Raw genomic sequence first — 18350 nt, 5'->3', positions numbered from 1 at the left:
GATCAGCCGCTCCAGGGTCCCCGCGCAGCTCACCTGGTGGGCGGCGTAGTCGATGTTCGCCGGGTACCCGACGGCGGTGACGAAGGTCTCCTCACCCCGACCGCGGCCGGCTCAGCCGCGCAGCGCGTACTGCCCGTGCCCGAAGAGCACCGTCGGCTCCGCGTCGACCCCGGTGGTGGTCCGCACCCGGCCGACCACCAGGGTGTGGTCCAGCGCCGGGATCGTCTCGCTGACGTCGCAGACCAGGCCCACGACCGCACCGCTCAGCACCGGGACGCCGAGCACCGGGGCCCACGGCACCCCGGCGAACCGCTGGGCGGCCGTCCCGGTGGCGAACTGCCGGGCCAGCCGCCGGTCCTCCCAGGACAGCACGTTGACGGCGAACCGGCCGGCCTCGGTCACCCGGGCCAGCGTCCGGCTGCCGGTTCCGAACGAGACCAGCAGGCTGGGCGGGTCCAACGAGAGCGACATCACCGCGTTCACGGTGCAGCCCACCGGGCCTTCGGCGCCCGACGCGGTGATCACCGCCACCCCGGTGGGCAGCCGGGCGATGGCCTCGCGGTAGGCGTCCGGGCCGCCGGACTCGGGCCGGCTCGTGACAGCCGGGCGGTACGCGTCCTCGGTCTTCATCGTGCTCCTCCGGTTCTCATCGGGTTCAACCCTGCCGACTGACGAGCGCTGCGGCGACGGCGCCGCGGTCGACCTTGCCGTTGGCGTTCAACGGCAGCTCCGCCAGCACGGTGGTGCTCTGCGGCAGCATGTAGCCGGGCAGCCGCCCGCGCAGCCCCGCCGCCAACTCCTCGGCGTCCAGGCCGGTTCCGGTGCAGGCCGCGACCAGGACGTTCTCGCCGCCCGGATCCGGCAGCGCGACCACGATCGCGTCCACCACGCCCGGCTGCTCCCGCAGCACGGCCTCCACCTCGCCCAGCTCGACCCGGTAGCCGTGCACCTTGACCTGGTGGTCCACCCGGCCCAGGTGCACCAGGTGGCCGTCCTGCAGCGCGACCCGGTCCCCGGTGCGGTACCAGTCGGCCTCGGCGGGCGGGCCGGCCGCCCCGGGGGCGGCCGCGGCCGACCCGTCCGGCGCGAACCGGCCGGCGTCGTCGGCCGGGTCCAGGTAGCCGGGGAAGCGCTGGGCGCCGCGGCAGTGCAGCTCGCCCTGATCGGCGGACCGGCCCTCGGCGTCCACGATCCGGTACTCGACGCCGGGGTAGGGCAGGCCGATCGGCACCGTGCCGTTGGCGGTCCGCGGCCACCGCGCCCGGTCCCGCGGCAGCCGGTACTCGGTGCAGCTGATGGTGAGTTCGGTCGGGCCGTAGACGTTCTCCAGCACGCTGTCCGGCGCCGCCCCCTGCCAGGCCTCGGCCTGCTGCAGCGTCAGCGGCTCGCCGCAGAACAGGCTCCACCGCAGCGAGGGCATCCGGCCCGGCCGCAGCGCCCGCATCCGCCGGGCGTAGGAGACCATCGAGGGCACCGAGAACCAGTGGGTCAGCTCCTTCTCCGCCACGAAGCGCACCGGGGCCATCAGGTCCCGGCGGCTCGGCACCACCAGGCAGGCGCCGCTGCCCCAGGCGTGGAACATGTCGAAGACCGACAGGTCGAAGGTGAGGTCGAAGGTCTGCGAGAGCCGGCTGCCCGGGCCCGCCCCGTAGCGCGGCAGCACGTGGTCGAGGAAGGCGGAGACGTTGCGGTGGGTGATCGGCACGCCCTTGGGGGTGCCGGTCGAGCCGGAGGTGAACAGCACGTAGGCGAAGCCGTCGGTGTCCGTGGGCACCTCGGGCAGTTCGCCCGCGGCGACGGCGCCGGCCGGCTCGGTGAGCGGCAGCACCGGCACCGACAGCTCGGCCGGCGGCCCGTCGCCCCGCTCGTGCAGCACCACGTCGAGCCGGCCGGCCCGCACGATCGCGGCGTTGCGGGCGGGCGGGAAGGCCGGGTTGAGCGGGACGACCGTACCGCCCAGCCGCTGGACGGCCAGGTAGCCGGCGTAGCCGAGCACGCTGCGCTCGGCGAGCAGCCCGACCCGGGCCGGAACCCCGCCGTGGGCGCGCACCAGCGCGGCCGCCAGCCCGTCCGCCAGCTCACCCAACTCCCGGTAGCTCAGCCGGCGTTCGCCGACCTCCAGGGCGCACTCGGCGCCGAACCGCGCCACCGAGGCCGCGAACCGCTGGTAGAGGGTCTGTGCCATGCTCATCCCTTCAGGACCGGGTCGGCACCCAACGCCTCGGTGACGTCGAGGAGTTGGGTGAAGGCGCGCTCGATGACGCCGTTGCGGGGCCGGCCGCGCCGGGCCGACTCGGCGGCGAACCGCAGCACCTTGGGCAGCTCGGCCCAGGCCACGGTGGCGGCCGCGGCCCGCGCCGGGTCCACCCGGCCCTCGGCCGCCAGCACCGAGTTGCGGTGCGCGTAGTGGCAGGAGGCCGCCCACAGGTCGTCGGCGTACCGGGCGGGCGCGGTGGTGTCCGCGGTGAGCACCCCCAGCAGGTGGGCGACGACCGGGCCGTCGCCCAGCAGCCACTCCCCCGGGCCCGGCCGGCCCGGCCCGGCCTGCGGGTCGCCCGGGTCGGCGGTGCGCCGCAGCCAGCGGTACTGGCCGGCCGGCGGCACCGGTACGGCCAGGCCCAGCGCCAGGCCGTCGCGGGCGGCGACCTCGGCCGGCGGCTCGGGGACCGGGGTGAGCGCCCGCGCCAGCTCCTCCTCCCCGACCCAGCCGAGGAACGGCTCCTGCTCGCCGTACGGGGTGAGGGCGGCGAACTGGTCGGCCAGCAGCCAGCGGTCACCCTTGCGGCCGCGCAGCAGCAGCCAGTGCGGGGCGTCCGCCTGCCCGGCGGCCGGCGACCACGGCAGGTACCGGGTGTTGCCGGCCACCAGCACCTGGCCCTCGGCTTCGAGCTCGGCCAGCAGCCCGGCGCGCGCCCGCTCCCAGTCGGGCGCGCCGCGGTAGCCGAGCCCGCGGCCGTCGGGGCCCGCGTCCACCCGCTCGTGGTGCGAGAAGGCGGCGTGGCCGGCCGGCAGGTCGGTGCGCACCGCCAGCCGCACGGCGTGGCCGAACCGGCGCCGGATCCCGGGGTCGGTCGCCTCCAGGTAGGCGACCAGGTTGGTGGTGTAGCAGCTCAGCTGCGGCTCGCAGGCCGCGAGCGCGGTCATGTGCACGGTGTCTCCAGGTCGAAGGTCCGCGGGTCGAAGGTCCGCGGGTCGCGGGCCCAGGGTTCACGGATCATCAGGTCACGGGCCGTCGGGTCGGCCACCGGATCCGAGAAGGCGCAGCTGAGCGGTACCGCCGAGCGGCCGCGCAGGCTGATCCAGCGCAGGCCGCGCCAGCGGCCCCGCTCGGCGCCGACCGGCACGTCGATCCGCCAGGGAAGGCCGGCCAGGCCGGTGCCCTCGGCCTTCACGCAGGCCTCCTGCACCGTCCACACCCAGGCCAGCTCGGCGGCGCGCAGCCCGGCGGGCCACGGGGCGAGCGCCGCCGCCCGCTCGCGCAGGCAGCGGCGCAGCAGCCGCGGCGAGACCTCGTCCGGCACCTGCTGCAGGTCCACCCCGACCCGGCGGCCGGGCGCGACGGCCGCGGCCACCCGGTCCCCGTCGTGCGACACGCTGATCCCGACGCCCGGGGCGGCGGCCAGCACCGGCCGGCCACGCGGCTCGCGGACCACCGGGGAGGCGGCCAGCTCGGGCAGCAGCGCGGTCAGCAGCCGGCGCAGCAGCGCCCGGCCGGCGAGGAACTCCTCGGCCCGCCGGGGCGCCAGGGCGCGGGCCGCGTCGAGGTCGGCCCGGTCGGGCGCGACCGCGGCCCAGTGGTCGAGCGGTCCGTCGGCCGTCCAGACCCCGTCCGCCGGCCGGCGGCAGGGCGTACCCGCCGCCGGGAGGCCGACGCCGGCCGGGTCCGGGGGCCGCGGCGACATGGTGGTGCTCACGAGCGCAGCTCCGCCAGCAGCGCCGGCGCGCCGTCCGCCACCGCGTCCAGCATCAGCTCGGTGACCCCGCCGCCGATCCCGAGCACGCCCGCCTCCGCCCTGGTCAGCTGGGCGCCGCCGGGCGCGAAGCCCTCGGCGCCCTGCAGGTGCGCGCAGCGGTCGAGCACCGGGTCGATGCCCTGCCCGACCGCCGCCTTCAGCAGCGCCGCCGCCGCCAGGTCCGGGCCGGCGGTGATCCGCTCGGCCAGGGTGTCGGCCAGCGCGCTCAGCTGGCGCAGCGCCACCAGGCAGCCGGCCAGCTGCTGGCGGACCGCCGGATGCTGCCACAGCGGCCGGTCCTCGACCGTGCGGCGCTCCAGCAGCTCCACCGTGGCGGCGACCGTACGGCTGCCCAGCGCGACCGCCCAGTACGCCCCGGCCAGCCGCTCGGTGCCCATGTGCCGGGCGAACAGCGCCATGCCCCGGCCGGGCCGTCCGACCAGGTGCGCGGCCGGCAGCCGCACCTGCCGCAGCTCGACGTGGCCGATCCCGGCGCCCGCCAGCAACCCGCCCCCGGCGGGCCGGACCGTCACGCCCGGCGCCGCGGTGGGCACCAGGACCCAGCCGAAGCTGGTGAAGTGCCGGCCCGGCCGGTGCCGGGCGAGCACCAGCAGGTGGTCCGCCGTCACCGCCCCGGTCACCCAGCGCTTGCCGCCGTCGATCACCAACTCCTCGCCCTCGTAGGAGAGTTCGGTGCCGAGGCCGGCCAGGTCCGAGCCGGGCACGGCGGTGTCGGTGGCGGCCAGCGCCAGCGTGGCGGCGCCGGCCAGCGCGGCCGCGGCGGCCTCGGCCACCGGCCCGGCGGTGCCGGAGGCGGCGATCGGCAGCGCGCTGGCGGCCTGCACCAGCACCGCCAGGGTGACGCCGTTGTCGCCGCGCGCGTCGACGGCGGTCAGCAGGGCCCGCAGCCGCCGCGGATCGGCGACCGGGCCGGTCGGCCCGCCGTCCCGGTACAGCTCGCGGAGCGCGCCCGCCTCGCCGAGCGCCCGCCAGACCCGCGCCGCCGCGGCCCCGGCCGGCAACGGCTCCAACGCCCGCTCCAGCAGCGCCCGGTAGTCGGCCGGGGCGGGCGACTCAGTCAAAGCGCACCTCCGGGTCGAGCAGGGCGAGCCTGCCGTCCGCCAGGTGCAGCCGGTCGTTGCTGTAGTTGAGCACCGCCGAGCGCAGGTCGCGCAGCGCCTGCTCCAGCCGGGTCGGCGAGCCCTTGAGGTAGCCGTGCCGCATGCCCACCGCGTCCACCAGCTCGTCGACCACGGCGTAGCACTCCTCGGCGGCGGTGATCTTCAGCGCGTTGAGCCGCAGCTGGATCCTCGGCGGCGTCAGGTCCGCCGCCTCGGCCACCGTCCGCTCGGTCTGCACCAGCAGCGCGTACACCGTGTCGAGGCGCTGCCGGGCCCGGGACAGCCGGGTCAGCAGCAGCTCCGACTCCAGGTTCGACTGCTTGCGCCCCTCGGGGGAGCGCAGCAGGCGCAGCACCCGGGAGAGCGCGCCGGCGGCCGTGCCCAGCCAGCAGGCGGACCAGCCCAGGTGCGCGAGCGGGCCGAAGACGCCGGTGACCACCGAGCGGAAGTCGCCGTGCGCGCCGACGACCTGGTGCTCGGGGACCCTGCCGCGCAGCCGCAGCGCCACGCTGTGGCTGGCCCGCATGCCGAGCGGCTGCCAGTCGCCGGAGCGCTCGATCTCCAGCTGGTCGCGCCGGGCGTAGACCAGCGAGACCTGGCCGGGGTTGGTGGCGTGCGGGCTCAGCATCGTCACCAGGAAGGCGTCGGCGTGCTCACCGCCGGTCACGATCGGGGCGAAGCGGTCCACCAGCAGCTCGCCGTCGGCCGCGGCGAGCGCGGCCTCGGCGCTGAGCAGGTGCCCGCCCTTGCCGGCCTCGGTGGTGACCGAGGCCAGGTAGACCCGGCCGGCCGCGACCTCGGGCAGCACCTCGGCGCGCAGCCGCTCGCCGCCGTGCCGCACCAGCGCCGCGACCTGCTGGCCGTGCATCGCGAAGACCATCGCGACCGACATGTCGACCCGGCCCAGCGCGATGCTCGCCTCCACCAGGTCGGCCACCGTGCCGCCGAGGCCGCCGTACTCGACCGGCACCAGCAGGCCGAGCAGGCCGGTGGCGCGCAGCTCGGCCAGCGCCGCGACCGGGAAGGCCGCCTCCCGGTCGGTGTGCTCCACGTGCTCGGCCGTCACCTTCGCCACCCGCTCGGTGAGCGCCGCCAGGTCGGCGGCACCGATCCGCTCGGGGCGTACGGGCGCCGCGGTCATCGCCGGTGCGCTCATGCGCCGACCACCTCGTCGGCGCGGCCGGCCGCGGTCAGCGCGCGGTGCACCGCGGTCCACAGGCTGCCCGCGGTCTCGAAGGTGGCGTCGTTCATGTCCTCGTCCGGCAGCGAGACGTCGAAGGTGTCCTCGATGGCGAACAGCAGCTCGATGGCCTGCATCGAGTCCAGGCCGAACTCGCGCAGCGGGGACTCGGCGGTGATCTCGCGGTCGCCCGCGAACTTGAGGAACGGGCGCAGCAGCTCGGGCAGTCGGGGGTCCATCAGTTCTCTCCTCGGTGGGCCGGGACGGGGATCCGGGTCAAGGTGACCCTGGTGAGCTCGGGTGCCGCCTCGGGGCGGTCGCTGTCGACCACCGCCTCCACCGGCAGCGGGTGGCCCAGGAAGGCGACCAGGCTGGCGTACAGGCCGTACGCGCCCACGTTGGGCACGGCGACCAGGTCACCGGGGCGCAGCGCGGGCAGCGCGGCCCCGCGGCTCCAGGTGTCCAGCGGGGTGCAGAGCGGGCCGGCCACCAGCGTGTCCCGCTCGGACCCGTCGTGCGGGTCGCGGGCGCGAACCAGGTGCGGGGCCAGTGGGGGCAGCCGGCGCAGCCCGGACATGCCGCCCAGGTGGTTGATGCCGGATTCGAGCACCACCACCTCCTTGCCGTGCGAGCGCTTGGCGTCCAGCACGGCGGTCAGCAGGGTGCCGGCGGTGCCGACCAGGTAGCGGCCGGACTCGAAGACCAGCTCCGGCGCGCCCGTGCGCCAGCCGGGGGCCTCGGCGTCGAACAGCTCCTCCAGCAGCGGCCGCAGGGCGGTCAGGTCCAGCGGAGCGCCGGCCTTGGCGAAGGGGGCGCCGAAGCCGCCGCCGAGGTCGAGCACCCGCAGTTCGGCGCCGTACGGTGCCAGCGCCTCGCCGATCCGCCGCGCGGTGCCCAGCGAGCGGGCGAACTGCGCGTGCAGGTCCCGCACCTGGGCGATGTTGGAGCCCATGTAGAGGTGCAGGCCGACGACCCGGGCGGCGGGCCGGCCGCCGAACCGGGACGGCTCGGCCAGCACCCAGTCGGCGTCGGCGCCGAACTGCGAGGCCACGCCGGTCATCGCCAGGCCCTGGCCGGGGGCCGGCTGGTCCTCGTTGATCCGCAGCAGGCACTCGGCCGCGGTGCCGCGGGCCGCCGCCAGCCGGTCCAGCTGCTCGATGCCGTGCGGCGAGTCCACCGAGAACCGGCGCACCCCGCGGTCCAGCGCGTCCGCGACCTCCTCGTCCCGCTTGCCCGGGCCGGTGTAGAGCACCTGGTCGGCCGGCCAGCCGGCGGCGAGCGCGGCGTCCAGCTCGCCGGTCGAGCAGACCTCGGGGCGGGCCCCGCAGCGGCGCAGCTCGGCGAGCAGCGCCGGGTGCGGGTTGGCCTTCAACGAGTAGTACAGGCCCGTCGGTTCGGGCAGCGCGGCACGCAGCCGGCCGTGGTTGCGGCGCACCTCGGCCAGGTCGTACAGGTACGCCGGGGTGGGCACCGCGGCGAGGACGGCCGGCGGGACCGGCAGCACCGCGGGCGCGGGCGCGCTAGTCGGCACGGACACGCTCCACCTCCTCCGCCAGGACGGCCAGCGCCTTGCGGTCGACCTTGCCGTTGCCGGTCAGCGGCAGCCGGTCGAGCACCAGGCAGCGGCCCGGCACCTTGAACCGCTCGATCTGCTCGCGCATCGCCGGCAGCACCTCGGCCGAGGTCAGCCCGCCGGTGACGAAGAGCAGGGCCGCCCGGCCCGCGGCCGGGGCCAGCACCGCGGCGGAGGCCACTCCGGGGATGCGGCGGGCGGCCGCCTCGACCTCGGTGGCGCTCACCCGGAAGCCGTTCTCCTTGTAGATGTCGTCCCGGCGGCCGTCGAAGAACAGGAAGCCCTCGTCGTCCAGCCAGCCGTAGTCGCCGGTGCGCAGCTCGGGGAAGAGCCCTTCGGCCCGGTGGAACCGCTCGGCGGTGAGCTCGGGCCGGCGCCAGTAGCCGGCCATCACGTTCGGCCCGCGCACCACGATCTCGCCGACCTCGCCGGCGGGCAGCCGGGCGCCGTCCGGGCCGACCACGAAGACCTCCGTGCCGGGCAGCGCGACCCCGCTGGAACCGGGCCGGTCGAGGTCGCCGTCGACCGGCATGATCGTGGCCCGCTTGCACTCGGTCAGGCCGAACATCAACTGCACCCGCAGGCCCGGGATCCGGGCGCGCAGCTGGGCCAGCGCCTCGGGCGGCATCGCCGCGCCGGTGTTGGTGAGCAGCCGCAGCTTCAGGGCCCGGTCGCCCGCCCGGCGCAGCAGGCGGCCCAGAGCGTCGGCCACCGCCGGGACGGCGGGCAGCACGGTGGCACCGCTGCGCTCCAGGTTGGTCAGCAGGGGCGGGCCGACCTCGGCGGGGCGGCCCAGCCGCAGGTGGGCGCCGCCGAGCGCGGCCAGGAAGAACTGGTAGAGCCCGTAGTCGAAGGAGAGCGGCAGCGGGCTGTAGACCACGTCGTCGGACCGGTAGCCGAGCACCTGCTGGATCGCCCCGGCGGCGAAGACCAGCTGCTGGTGGGTGCTGACCACGGCCTTGGGCAGCGAGGTGGTGCCGGAGGTGTAGATCAGGCAGACCGGGTCGACCGGCAGCGGGCCGGCCGGCAGCGCGGTCCGGTCGGGCACCGGGCCGGCGGCGAGGTCGGTCAACTCGGCGATGTCCAGGGCCTTGACGCCCCGGGCCTCGGCGGCCGCCCGGCCGTCCGGGTCGGCGCCGACCAGCAGGGTCGGCTCGCAGTCGGCCAGCACGTGCTCCAGCTGGGCGCCGCGCACCTGCTCGTGCAGCAGCGCGAACGGGGCGCCGATCCGCGAGGCCGCGGTGACCAGGACCGGCAGCTCCACCGAGTTGGGCGCGCTGATCACCAGCCGACGCCCGCGCCGCAGGCCGTGCCCGGCCAGCAGAAGGGCCACCCGGTGGCTGGTGTCAACGAGTTGACGGTAGGTCAGGCTGTGCTCGCCGGCCGAGACGGCCGGCCGGTCCGGCCACCGCTCGGCCGCTCGGTCGAGCAGCTCGTGCAGGACGGCAGGCTGGGCGCTCATCGGGCCTCCCCCGAGTGGACGAGCCGTGCGGCGGTGTCGGCGGGCGTGGCGCGCAGCACGGCACGGCAGATGGCGTCGACCAGGTGCAGGTGCTCGGGCACCAGGTCGTCGGGATCGAACTCGATCCCCAGGTCGCTCTCCAGCCGCTCGACGATCTCCACGATCCGGAACGAGCTGAAGGCGGGACTGTCGGTCAGCGGCGCGCCGTCCAGCAGCGGGCCGGGCTCGGTGCGCAGCACGGCGGCGGCCGCCTCGGCGACGGTCCGGCGCAGCTGCTCCGAGGGCGCGGACCCGGCCGTGGCCGGGTCCGCCGCGGTGGCGCGGCCGGCGCCGCCGAACACGGCCCGGTCGCCCTCCAGGAGCTCGACCAGCCGGTCGGACAGGCGCTGCGGCTCGGGCCGGCCGCGTTCGACCCGGCGGTAGGCCAGGTAGACCTGCTCGGTCAGCGCCTCCCAGGCACGCAGCCGGTCGGCGACCGCCCATTCGTCCACCGGTACGCCGGTCGCGGCGAGGTGGGCGGCGTGCAGCTTTCGGGACCTGAGCAGCAGCCAGGTCTCCAGGGTCAGGCGGTGCAGCGCGGCCACGCGGTCGGGATGTCCGGCGTAGGCGGCGGCGTAGCGCGCCACCTCGGCGGGCCCGGCCAGGTCGACCACCGGGTCGGCGGTCGCGGTGGGCGCCACCGGTGCCAGCCGGGCGACCAGGGCTCCCTGCGGCAGCGCCGCCAGGAAGTCGTCCCGGTCCAGCGTCCACCGGCCCGGCCGGGCGCTGCCCCACGGGGTCTCGTTGTGGTAGCCGTCCAGCACCTCGACCGCGTCGCCGTCCGCCGGCCGCACCAGCAGGCTGTGCTCCATGTGCCGCTGCCCGAAGTAGGGCACCCAGGGCAGGTGGTAGGCATCGGCCACCAGGTAGCAGCCGTCACCGGGCCGGATCAGCTCGGCCGGCTCGGTCCGCCGCGGCTCGGCGGTGTCCAGGCCGAGCAGGTCCCGGGCGTCGGCGAGCTGCTGCTCCACCCCGCGCTCCACGGTGGGCAGACCGTCCGGGCCGGGCTGCGGCCGGAAGCGCAGCACCGCGCCGAGCCGCAGCCCGGTGCCGGCGCCGTGCCAGCGGTCCGCGAGCGCCGCCAGGTTGACCTGCAGGCAGTCGAAGAGCTCCTCGCGCCCGCTCATCCGAGACTGCCCGCGGGCTCGTCGACCGGCACCCGGCCGAGGGAGGCCATGGCCGTTCCCAGGGCCGCCTCCAGCGGGCCCTCGTTGACCAACTCGCCGTCCATCAGCTGCTGGTAGGCCGCCAGGTCGAGGTAGCCGTGGCCGCTGACCACGGCCACCACGCCGTGCTCGGACCGCATGCCGTCGGCCCCGCCGGCCGCCAGTTTTGCGGCCGCGGCCAGCGAGTGGCCCGACTCGGGCGCGGGCAGCACCAGCTCGCTGCGGGTGAACAGGCGGCCGGCCTCCAGGGCCTCGACCTGGCCGACGGCGGTGGCCGCGATCTGGTCCCGGTGGCGCATCGCGGACAGCAGCTTCGCCGCGCCGTGGAAGCGCAGGCCCGCGGAGTGCGAGTCCGGGATCGGGTAGGAGCTGCCGATGGTGTACATCGCCTCCAGCGGCCCCGTCCCGGTGGCGTCGGTCTGGTCGTAGGCGTAGACGCCGCGGGTGAGCTTCGGGGTGGCGCTGGACTCCGCGGCCACCAGCAGCGGCTGGTCGGCGCCGCGGCTCGCCGCGTCGGCGAAGAACGGCAGCGCGATGCCTCCGAAGTTGGAGCCGGCGCCGACGCAGCCGACCACCGTGTCGATCCGGGCGTCGAGTTGCTGGAGCTGCTCGATGGCCTCCATCCCGATCACCGACTGGTGCAGGATGCTGTAGGTCTCGCCGCTGCCGATGCAGAACGCCGCGCCCTCGGTGCGCCCGGCGTACTCCACCGCCTCGCCGATCGCCAGCGACAGGCTGTTCACGTCACCGGCGGCCCGGTTGCGGGAGACCTCGGTCAGCGGGCTCGGGCTGGCGTGCAGCGTCGCGCCCAGGGTGCGCATCAGGGTGCCCCGGTAGGGCTTGCGCCGCAGGCTGCCGCCGACCATGAAGACGGTGCACTTGAGGCCGAACATCGCGCAGGCGGCGGCCAGCGCGGTGCCCCACTGGCCGGCACCGGTCCCGGTGACCAGCTCCTTGGCGCCCGCCCTGGCGTAGTAGTACGCCTGCGCCAGCGCGGTGTTGAGCTTGTGGCTGCCGGAGATGTTGCCGCCCTCGTACTTGACGTAGATCGGCACCCGGGCGCCGACCTCGCGCTCGAAGCCGCGCGCCCGCCACAGCGGCGTCGGGCGGAACGCCCGGTAGGCGTCCACCACTTCGGCCGGGATGTCCCAGTACTCCTTGGACTGGATGCTCTGCCGGGCCAGCACCAGCGGCAGGTTGACCTGAAGCCCGGTGCCGCCGGCGGACTCCGGGGTGCGGTCCGGCGGCAGCTCGTGGCCCAGGTGCGGCAGGACGCTGCGCCAGCGGGTCGGCAGGGCCACCGCGCTCATCGCGCCACCGCCGCTCCGGCGGCGACCGCGTCGACCAGGTCGGCCACGGTGTGGAAGCTGCGTCCGACGAACAGGTCGTCGGGCAGTTCCACGTCCAGTTCGTCCTCCAGCCGGACGAGCATGCCGACGAAACCGAGGGAGTTGATCCTCAGCAACTCGCCGTTCAGCGGCTCCTCGTCGCTGATGTCGGCCGGCCGCAGCGAGAGCCGGGACTCGGCAATCACCACGCGCTTGACGGACTCGGCGACCGCGCCGCGGTCAGGTCCGGTGGTCATCGGTTCCTCCGAAGGGAGTCAGGAAGGGCGGAGCAGTGGGGAGGGTGCGGGGTGTTCCGGGAGTCGGCGGCGAGCCGGGCCACGAAGGCGTCGATCTGCCGGAGGGTCTCCTGCTGGTGCGGCGGGCGGAACACCTCGAAGTGCCCGCAGGCCAGGTGGCCGACCGTCAGGTCCGGTGCGATCTCGCGCCACTCGGCGGTCTGCCGTTCACGGCGGCCGCCGGCACAGGCCAGCAGCAGGGCCGGTCCGCGGTGGGGCGCGGTGACCCGGTGCCCGGTGACCGCCGCGATGTGCGCGTCGGTGGTGCGCCGCAGGCAGTCCGGGTCGGTACGGCCCGGGGCGGTGCGGGCGGCCTCGGCGACCGCCTCGTGCACCTCGGCGGGCAGTCGGGCCCGCGCCGGCCGCTGCCGGTGGCTGTCCACCAGCACCACGGCCGGCGGCCGCTGCCCCGTGCCGGCCAGTCGCGCGGCCAGCTCCCAGGCGAGCACGCCGCCGAGCGACCAGCCGACCAGCAGGTCCGGGGCGGACGGCAGCCCGCGCAGCAGGGCCAGGTAGTCGTCCGCCATCCCGGCCACCGAGTCGCCCGGCCGCTCGCCGGGCAGCAGCCCGGCGGCCCGGACGCCGTGCACCGGACCGTACCGGGCCAGCCGTCCGGCCAGCGCCAGGTACGGGCTCAGCCCGCCGCCCGTGGGGTGGATCAGGACCGAGCGGAACGCACCCGACGACCGCCGCACGGGCACCAGCAGAGGGGAATCGAATTCAGTCACGACCGATCAGGACTCCCCCGTCATGAATTCCCCGATCACGGCGAATTCGACAAATGCAGTGGATGCAATGAATTCAATGAATGCGGTGGGTGCGGTGGAAGCAGCAGGGTCGGTGAATTCGGAGACCCGGCTTCGGCGAATGCCCCGGAAAATCCTCCGGGCGATCCACCGGCTTTCCTGACCGAGCATCCCCCACGGATCGAAAGTTGGTCAAAGACCTTTTGCCGCCGTCATAGAAGAAGGTGATGCGGCGCCGTCCGGCGCAGCCTCGCCGAGGGCGGCGGCGGCCGGCACCCCGGGAGCCAGCGCGCGCAGGAACGGACGGGCCACCAGCGCCGCGGCCAGCGCGAAGACGGCGAAGGCCGCGCGCATGCCGAAGCGGTCGGCGAGCAGCCCGACCAGGCCGGCGCCCAACGGCGCGGCGCCCCAGCTGAACAGCCGGTGCGCCGCGTTGTACCGGCCGAGCATCCCCTCGGGCACCAGCCGCTGGCCGATCGTACGGGCGTTGACCCGCCACAGCGTGCCGCCCGCACCGCCCGCGAAGGCGGCCGCCGCGACCGCCGGCACACTGGCCGTCAGCGCCGGGGTGCCGAGCATCGCGCAGGTGCCCAGCACATCCGCGAACATCGCCGCGCGCACCCCGAGCCGGCGGTTCAGCCGCACCGCGGCGGCCGCCCCGACCAGTCCGCCCAGGCCCAGCATGCCCAGCACCGCGCCGTACTGGCCCGGGCCGAGCCGCAGCTCCCGCTGCGCGTACAGCGGCAGCAGCGCCAGCCAGGCGCCCCAGCAGGCGCACAGCACCGTGAGCGTCAGCGCCAGCGCCCGCAGCAGCGGGGTGCGCCACAGGAAGCCCAGGCCCGAACCGATCTCCCGGAGCACCGGCGGCCGGGGACCGTCGCCGTCGGGGCCGGCGGCGCGGAACCGCCCGCGCAGCAGTACCAGCGCCACCCCGGCCAGCGCGTACCCGAGCCAGGCGGCGCCGAGCGCGAAACCGGCTCCGGCCGCGACCAGCATCCCGCCGACGAACGGCCCGCAGAGCTCGTTGCAGACGGTCTCCGCCCCGGCCACCCAGGCGTTGGCGCGCTCCCGCCCGGGCTCGGGCACCGCGGCCGGCACCAGCGCGGCGGCCGCGGTCAGCGCCACCACCTCGGCGGTGCCCAGCAGCAGGGCCGCGCCGTACAGCACCGGCAGGCCGAGCCGCCCGCCCGCCGCGCACCCGCCCAGGGCGCCGACCACCGCCAGCCGGACGGCGTTCGCGCCCCACAGCAGCCGGCGCCGGTCGGCCCGGTCCACCAGTACCCCGACCGGCAGCGAGGCCAGCAGCCAGGGCAGCGAGAAGGCCAGCCCCGCCAGGGTGACCGAGCCGGGCGAACCGCCCAGCCGGACGGCGGTGAGCGGCAGGGTCACCTTGGTGACGCCGTCGGCCAGGTTGGTGACCGCGGTGAAGCCGACCAGGGCCCGGGTGTTGCGCCGGCCGCGCCGGCCGGCGTCAGTCACCGCCGCCGGGCAGGCCGCCGCGCAGCCTGCCGTCGGCCTCCACCAGCCAGCTGTGGGTGAACAGGTCGCCGATGGTCACCGGCCCGCGGGCGTGCAGCCGGCTGGTGCTGATCGCGATCTCCGAGCCCAGGCCCAGGGTGGGCCCGTCGTTGAGCCGCAGCGAGCCGTTCACCACCACGGCCGAGGCGTCCACCCGCCGGGCGTACCACTCGGCCACCGCCGGGTCGCCCGAGACCACGCCCTCGGTGTGGCCGGAGCCGTGCCGCCGCACCAGGGCCAGCGCCTCCCGCGGACCGGCCACCGGCACCACCCCGATGGTGGCGTCGAGGAACTCCCGGCCCAGGTCGTGCTCGCCGAGCCGCTCGATCCGGCAGCCGGGCGGCAGGTCGGCGGGCTCCGGCAGCGCCGGGTCCAGCCGCAGCGTGAGGCCGACGCCGTCCCGCCGGGCCTGCTCGAGCACGGCCGCCAGGTAGCCCTCGGCCGCCTCGCCGTCGACCAGCGCGACCTCCAGCGAGGTGCAGCCGGCCGGGGCGGGGATCTTGCTGTCCAGGGTGATCGCGGCGGCCGTCGCCGGATCGGCGGTGCGGTGCACGTACAGGTGGTTGACCCCGCCGCCGGATGCCAGCAGCGGGACCGAGCCGGCCGAGCGGCAGAAGTCGATCAGCGAGGGGCCGCCGCGCGGCACCAGCACGTCGATCGCGTCCGACCGGGTGACAAGGGTCCGCAGCACCTTGCGGCTCGGGTCCTCCAGCACCGTCACCAGCGCGGCGGGCAGGCCGGCCGCGGTCAGCGCGCCGCGCACCACCGCGCCCAGCGCGGCGTTGGTCCGGGCGATCTCCTTGCCGCCGCGCAGCAGCACGGCGTTGCCGGCGGCGGCGAACAGCAGCGCTCCCTCGACCGTCACGGTCGGGCGCGCCTCGTAGATCATCAGGGCCACGCCGAGCGGCTTGCGCACCCGGCGCAGCACCCCCCAGTCCGCGATCGGGACGCCGGGGTCCGGGGCGGTCGCGGCGCGCAGCTCGGCCGGCACCGCCCGGGCCATCCGGACCAGCTCCGCCAGGTGCTCGCCGGTCAGCCGCAACCGCTCCACCAGGACCGGGGGCAGCCCGCGGGCCGCGGCCTCGTCGAGGTCCTCGGCGTTGGCGGCCAGCACGCCGGGCCAGTGCTCGCCGAGGTCGTCGGCGAGCCGGTGGCAGTACCGCGCGTAGGCCTCGTCACCGGCCGGTGGCGCCGTGTCGAAGGCCTCGCGGGCCGCGTGCAGGATGTCGTCGACCATTTCTCTCCAACCTGGTTTCCGCGGTTTCGGTGGAATGCACGGGTACTCGCGACGGTACTGCCGCGCGCGGCCCGCCCGAGGAGCGCCATAGCGTTCTTCGATAACGCCATAGCGGCGCCTGATGGACCGTCGGCGAACTCCTTGACCCGGCCTTTCCCGGCTGGCTGGATGTCCGTCATGGAATACCGCCGTCTTGGCCGCAGCGGCCTGTCAGTGAGCGCGATCGCGTACGGAAACTGGATCACCCACGGGTCCCAGGTCGCCGAGGAGCAGGCCCACACCCTGGTCCGGGCCGCGCTGGCGGCCGGGATCACCACCTTCGACACCGCCGACATGTACGCCGACACCCGGGCCGAGGAGGTGCTGGGGCGCGCGCTCCAGGGCGAGCGGCGGGAGAGCCTGGAGATCCTCACCAAGGTCTACTGGCCCACCGGCCCCGGCGGCCCGAACGACCGGGGCCTGGGCCGCAAGCACGTCATGGAGTCCGCCCACGCCTCGCTGCGCCGGCTGCGCACCGACTACGTCGACGTGTACCAGGCCCACCAGTTCGACCACTCGGTCCCGCTGGAGGAGACCATGCTGGCCTTCGCGGACCTGGTCCGCCAGGGCAAGGCGCTCTACATCGGTGTCTCCGACTGGAACGCCGAGCAGCTGACCCGCGGCATCGAGCTGGCCCGCGAGTTGCGCATCCCGCTGATCTCCAGCCAGACCCAGTACTCCATGCTCTACCGCGCGATCGAGTCCCAGGTGGTGCCGGCCTGCGAGCGCGCCGGGCTCGGCCAGCTGGTCTGGTCACCGGTCGCCCAGGGCGTACTCACCGGCAAGTACCTGCCGGGCGGGCAGCCGCCGGCCGGCTCGCGGGCCACCGACACCGAGGGCGGCGCCTTCATCGCCCGCTGGATGCGCGACGAGGTGCTGCGGCGGGTGCAGCTGCTGCGCCCGATCGCCGAGCAGTGCGGCCTGACCATGGCCCAGCTCGCCGTCGCCTGGGTGCTGCAGAACCCCAACGTGGGTTCGGCGATCATCGGCGCCTCCCGCCCCGAGCAGATCGCGGACAACATCAAGGCGGTCGGCGTGCGGCTGGAGCCCGAGGTGCTCGCCGCGATCGACGCCGCGCTGGACGGCACCGTCGAGGACGACCCGCGGCTGATCGGGCGCCTGCTCACCGACTGAGGCCGGGCGCCGCCCCACTCCCCCAACATCCTTCCGGAACCCAGGAGATGCCCCCGTGCGAGTAGGCGTGATCGGTGGCGGTGCCGCCGGAACCAGCGTCCTTGACGCGCTGGTCCGCCGGCACGACGGCCGCCGCCCGATCGAGGTGACGGTCTTCGAGGCGGACAAGCAGTACGGCCCCGGGCGCGCCTACCAGGCGGACTCCTCGGCCGCCCTGGTCAACCAGCCGGCCCGACACATGTCGCTGCGACACGACCAGCCGGACCACTTCCTGGCCTGGTACCGGGCGCGTGCCCCGCTGCCCGCGGACCCCGACTTCTACGTGCCGCGCACGCTGTTCGGCGAGTACCTGGAGAGCTCCTTCCACCAGGCCGTCGAGGACGGCGCCGCCGTTTCGGTGCGGGTGCGCACGGTCGGCGAGCGGGTGGTGGCGCTGTTCCGGTCCGGCGCGGGCTTCCTGGCCCGCACCCCGGCCGGGGAGGAGCACCCGCTGGACGCCGCCTTCCTGTGCACCGGCAGCTCGGAGCCGGTGGACAGCTACGGCCTGGCCGGGCTGCCCGGCTTCCTGCCCGACCCGTACCCGCTGCGCACGGTCGCCGACACGATCCGGCCCGACGCCGCGGTCAGCGTGCTCGGCACCGGGCTGAGCGCGGTCGACCTGGTACTCGAACTGGCCCGCCGCGACCACCGGGGGCCGCTGCGGATGGTCTCGCGCAACGGCCTGCTGCCGGGCGTGCGCAACCCGGCCGTCTCGGTGCCCACCCTGGTCGCCACGCCCTCCGAGATCCGGGCACTGGCCGCCCGCCCGGGCGGCCTGACCGTCGCCGCCCTGGGCGACCTGGTCGCCCGCGAGCTGGCGGCGCACGGACTGGACCCGGCCGCCGTGCTGCGCGCCTGCCGGGTCGAGGCGCAGCCGTACGACCGGCTGCGCCGCCACCTGGACGCGGCCGAACGCGGCGAGCGCTGGCAGGCCGTGCTCGCCCAGATCACCGGCGACTCGCAGATCGAGGACGCCTGGTCGCTGCTGGCCGAACCGGACCGCCGGCACTTCCAGCGGGACTGGCACGCCATGGCGGTCAGCCTCTGGTCGCCGATGCCGCTGGACTCCGCGCGGACCCTGGCCGAGCTGGTCGAGGCCGGCCGGCTGGAGATCCTGCGCGGCGTCCGTTCGGCGGCCCCGCACCCGGACCGCGCCGGATTCCTGCTCCAGGGTGAGGAGTTCACCCACGCGGCGGACCACGTGGTGAACACCGTGCGCCCGCTGAGCGCCGCGGTCCCGCTGCGCGCGGTGGAGCTGATGGACTCGCTGGTCGCCGGCGGCCTGGCGCGGCCGCACCGGTTCGGCGGCCTGCGGATCGACCTCGCGACCAACCGGGTGCTCGCCCCGGACGGCACCCCCACGCCCGGCCTGTACGCGCTCGGGCAGCCCGCGGTCGGCGAACTCCACGCCGCCACCAGCAACCTGTCGATGATCAGCCGACGCGCGGCGCAGTCCGTGGCCGGACTGCTCGGCCGGTAGCCGGCGCCCCGCCCCCACTCCCAAACGCTGAAGTGAGGC

The 18350-nt window shown here is 76.0% G+C and carries 17 protein-coding genes; 2 read left to right on the top strand and 15 right to left on the bottom strand.

Going from position 1 to position 18350, the window contains the following annotated elements:
* Positions 1–111 precede the first annotated feature (111 nt).
* The 15 genes from ACWD4P_RS15645 to ACWD4P_RS15575 all read right to left on the bottom strand — a co-directional run bounded on the left by ACWD4P_RS15645 (position 112) and on the right by ACWD4P_RS15575 (position 15619).
* Complete coding sequence (locus ACWD4P_RS15645; RefSeq protein ID WP_359828137.1) at positions 112–630, bottom strand: flavin reductase family protein; 519 nt, start codon at positions 628–630, stop codon at positions 112–114.
* Positions 631–655: 25 nt separating this feature from the next.
* A complete protein-coding gene (locus tag ACWD4P_RS15640) occupies positions 656–2185 on the bottom strand; it encodes an amino acid adenylation domain-containing protein (RefSeq protein WP_449779955.1) in 1530 nt (509 codons plus the stop codon).
* Between the two features lie 2 nt (positions 2186–2187).
* Positions 2188–3144, bottom strand: coding sequence for a hypothetical protein (locus tag ACWD4P_RS15635; RefSeq protein ID WP_449779954.1), 957 nt, complete (start codon positions 3142–3144; stop codon positions 2188–2190).
* Complete coding sequence (locus tag ACWD4P_RS15630) at positions 3141–3914, bottom strand: 4'-phosphopantetheinyl transferase family protein (RefSeq protein WP_449779953.1); 774 nt, start codon at positions 3912–3914, stop codon at positions 3141–3143. Before ACWD4P_RS15630 ends, ACWD4P_RS15635 begins: the two co-directional genes overlap by 4 nt.
* Positions 3911–5035 carry an acyl-CoA dehydrogenase family protein gene (locus tag ACWD4P_RS15625; RefSeq protein WP_449779952.1) on the bottom strand — a complete coding sequence of 375 codons (1125 nt, stop codon included), beginning with the start codon at positions 5033–5035 and terminating at the stop codon, positions 3911–3913. The genes ACWD4P_RS15630 and ACWD4P_RS15625 overlap by 4 nt, the downstream gene beginning before the upstream one ends.
* Positions 5028–6230, bottom strand: a complete 1203-nt coding sequence (locus ACWD4P_RS15620) for an acyl-CoA dehydrogenase family protein (protein WP_449779951.1) — start codon at positions 6228–6230, stop codon at positions 5028–5030. Before ACWD4P_RS15620 ends, ACWD4P_RS15625 begins: the two co-directional genes overlap by 8 nt.
* Positions 6227–6493 (bottom strand): phosphopantetheine-binding protein, encoded by a 267-nt coding sequence (locus ACWD4P_RS15615; protein WP_449779950.1) that lies wholly within the window; start codon positions 6491–6493, stop codon positions 6227–6229. Before ACWD4P_RS15615 ends, ACWD4P_RS15620 begins: the two co-directional genes overlap by 4 nt.
* The gene (locus tag ACWD4P_RS15610; protein ID WP_359830793.1) at positions 6493–7791 is read right to left on the bottom strand and encodes a type III PLP-dependent enzyme domain-containing protein; all 1299 of its coding nucleotides are present in this window, start codon (positions 7789–7791) and stop codon (positions 6493–6495) included. The genes ACWD4P_RS15615 and ACWD4P_RS15610 overlap by 1 nt, the downstream gene beginning before the upstream one ends.
* Entirely contained in the window at positions 7775–9289 is a 1515-nt protein-coding gene (locus tag ACWD4P_RS15605) for a class I adenylate-forming enzyme family protein (protein WP_449779949.1), read from the bottom strand. The genes ACWD4P_RS15610 and ACWD4P_RS15605 overlap by 17 nt, the downstream gene beginning before the upstream one ends.
* A complete protein-coding gene (locus ACWD4P_RS15600) occupies positions 9286–10455 on the bottom strand; it encodes an acyl carrier protein (protein ID WP_449779948.1) in 1170 nt (389 codons plus the stop codon). Before ACWD4P_RS15600 ends, ACWD4P_RS15605 begins: the two co-directional genes overlap by 4 nt.
* Positions 10452–11804 carry a TrpB-like pyridoxal phosphate-dependent enzyme gene (locus ACWD4P_RS15595; protein WP_449779947.1) on the bottom strand — a complete coding sequence of 451 codons (1353 nt, stop codon included), beginning with the start codon at positions 11802–11804 and terminating at the stop codon, positions 10452–10454. The genes ACWD4P_RS15600 and ACWD4P_RS15595 overlap by 4 nt, the downstream gene beginning before the upstream one ends.
* The gene (locus tag ACWD4P_RS15590; protein WP_359829474.1) at positions 11801–12079 is read right to left on the bottom strand and encodes an acyl carrier protein; all 279 of its coding nucleotides are present in this window, start codon (positions 12077–12079) and stop codon (positions 11801–11803) included. Before ACWD4P_RS15590 ends, ACWD4P_RS15595 begins: the two co-directional genes overlap by 4 nt.
* A complete protein-coding gene (locus tag ACWD4P_RS15585; protein WP_449779946.1) occupies positions 12076–12846 on the bottom strand; it encodes a thioesterase domain-containing protein in 771 nt (256 codons plus the stop codon). The genes ACWD4P_RS15590 and ACWD4P_RS15585 overlap by 4 nt, the downstream gene beginning before the upstream one ends.
* Positions 12847–13056: 210 nt before the next feature.
* Entirely contained in the window at positions 13057–14343 is a 1287-nt protein-coding gene (locus ACWD4P_RS15580; protein WP_449779945.1) for an MFS transporter, read from the bottom strand.
* Positions 14336–15619: a glutamate-5-semialdehyde dehydrogenase gene (locus tag ACWD4P_RS15575; RefSeq protein ID WP_449779944.1), complete on the bottom strand. Its 1284-nt coding sequence runs from the start codon at positions 15617–15619 to the stop codon at positions 14336–14338. The genes ACWD4P_RS15580 and ACWD4P_RS15575 overlap by 8 nt, the downstream gene beginning before the upstream one ends.
* 177 nt (positions 15620–15796) lie before the next feature.
* Between ACWD4P_RS15575 and ACWD4P_RS15570 the strand changes: the two genes are divergently transcribed.
* Both ACWD4P_RS15570 and ACWD4P_RS15565 read left to right on the top strand, forming a co-directional pair.
* Positions 15797–16792, top strand: a complete 996-nt coding sequence (locus tag ACWD4P_RS15570) for an aldo/keto reductase family protein (protein WP_359829476.1) — start codon at positions 15797–15799, stop codon at positions 16790–16792.
* 55 nt (positions 16793–16847) lie between these two features.
* The gene (locus ACWD4P_RS15565; protein ID WP_449779943.1) at positions 16848–18311 is read left to right on the top strand and encodes an FAD/NAD(P)-binding protein; all 1464 of its coding nucleotides are present in this window, start codon (positions 16848–16850) and stop codon (positions 18309–18311) included.
* Positions 18312–18350: the final 39 nt, after the last annotated feature.

It is taken from the genome of Kitasatospora sp. NPDC002543, assembly GCF_053594915.1.
This window is presented reverse-complemented; position numbering and strand designations above follow the sequence as displayed.

Bases quoted from the DNA above. Each gene is read 5' to 3' on its own strand.
- ACWD4P_RS15645 (WP_359828137.1), bottom strand. From the start codon at position 630: ATGAAGACCGAGGACGCGTACCGCCCGGCTGTCACGAGCCGGCCCGAG.
- ACWD4P_RS15640 (WP_449779955.1), bottom strand. From the start codon at position 2,185: ATGGCACAGACCCTCTACCAGCGGTTCGCGGCCTCGGTGGCGCGGTTC.
- ACWD4P_RS15635 (WP_449779954.1), bottom strand. From the start codon at position 3,144: ATGACCGCGCTCGCGGCCTGCGAGCCGCAGCTGAGCTGCTACACCACC.
- ACWD4P_RS15620 (WP_449779951.1), bottom strand. From the start codon at position 6,230: ATGAGCGCACCGGCGATGACCGCGGCGCCCGTACGCCCCGAGCGGATC.
- ACWD4P_RS15615 (WP_449779950.1), bottom strand. From the start codon at position 6,493: ATGGACCCCCGACTGCCCGAGCTGCTGCGCCCGTTCCTCAAGTTCGCG.
- ACWD4P_RS15605 (WP_449779949.1), bottom strand. From the start codon at position 9,289: ATGAGCGCCCAGCCTGCCGTCCTGCACGAGCTGCTCGACCGAGCGGCC.
- ACWD4P_RS15600 (WP_449779948.1), bottom strand. From the start codon at position 10,455: ATGAGCGGGCGCGAGGAGCTCTTCGACTGCCTGCAGGTCAACCTGGCG.
- ACWD4P_RS15595 (WP_449779947.1), bottom strand. From the start codon at position 11,804: ATGAGCGCGGTGGCCCTGCCGACCCGCTGGCGCAGCGTCCTGCCGCAC.
- ACWD4P_RS15590 (WP_359829474.1), bottom strand. From the start codon at position 12,079: ATGACCACCGGACCTGACCGCGGCGCGGTCGCCGAGTCCGTCAAGCGC.
- ACWD4P_RS15575 (WP_449779944.1), bottom strand. From the start codon at position 15,619: ATGGTCGACGACATCCTGCACGCGGCCCGCGAGGCCTTCGACACGGCG.
- ACWD4P_RS15570 (WP_359829476.1), top strand. From the start codon at position 15,797: ATGGAATACCGCCGTCTTGGCCGCAGCGGCCTGTCAGTGAGCGCGATC.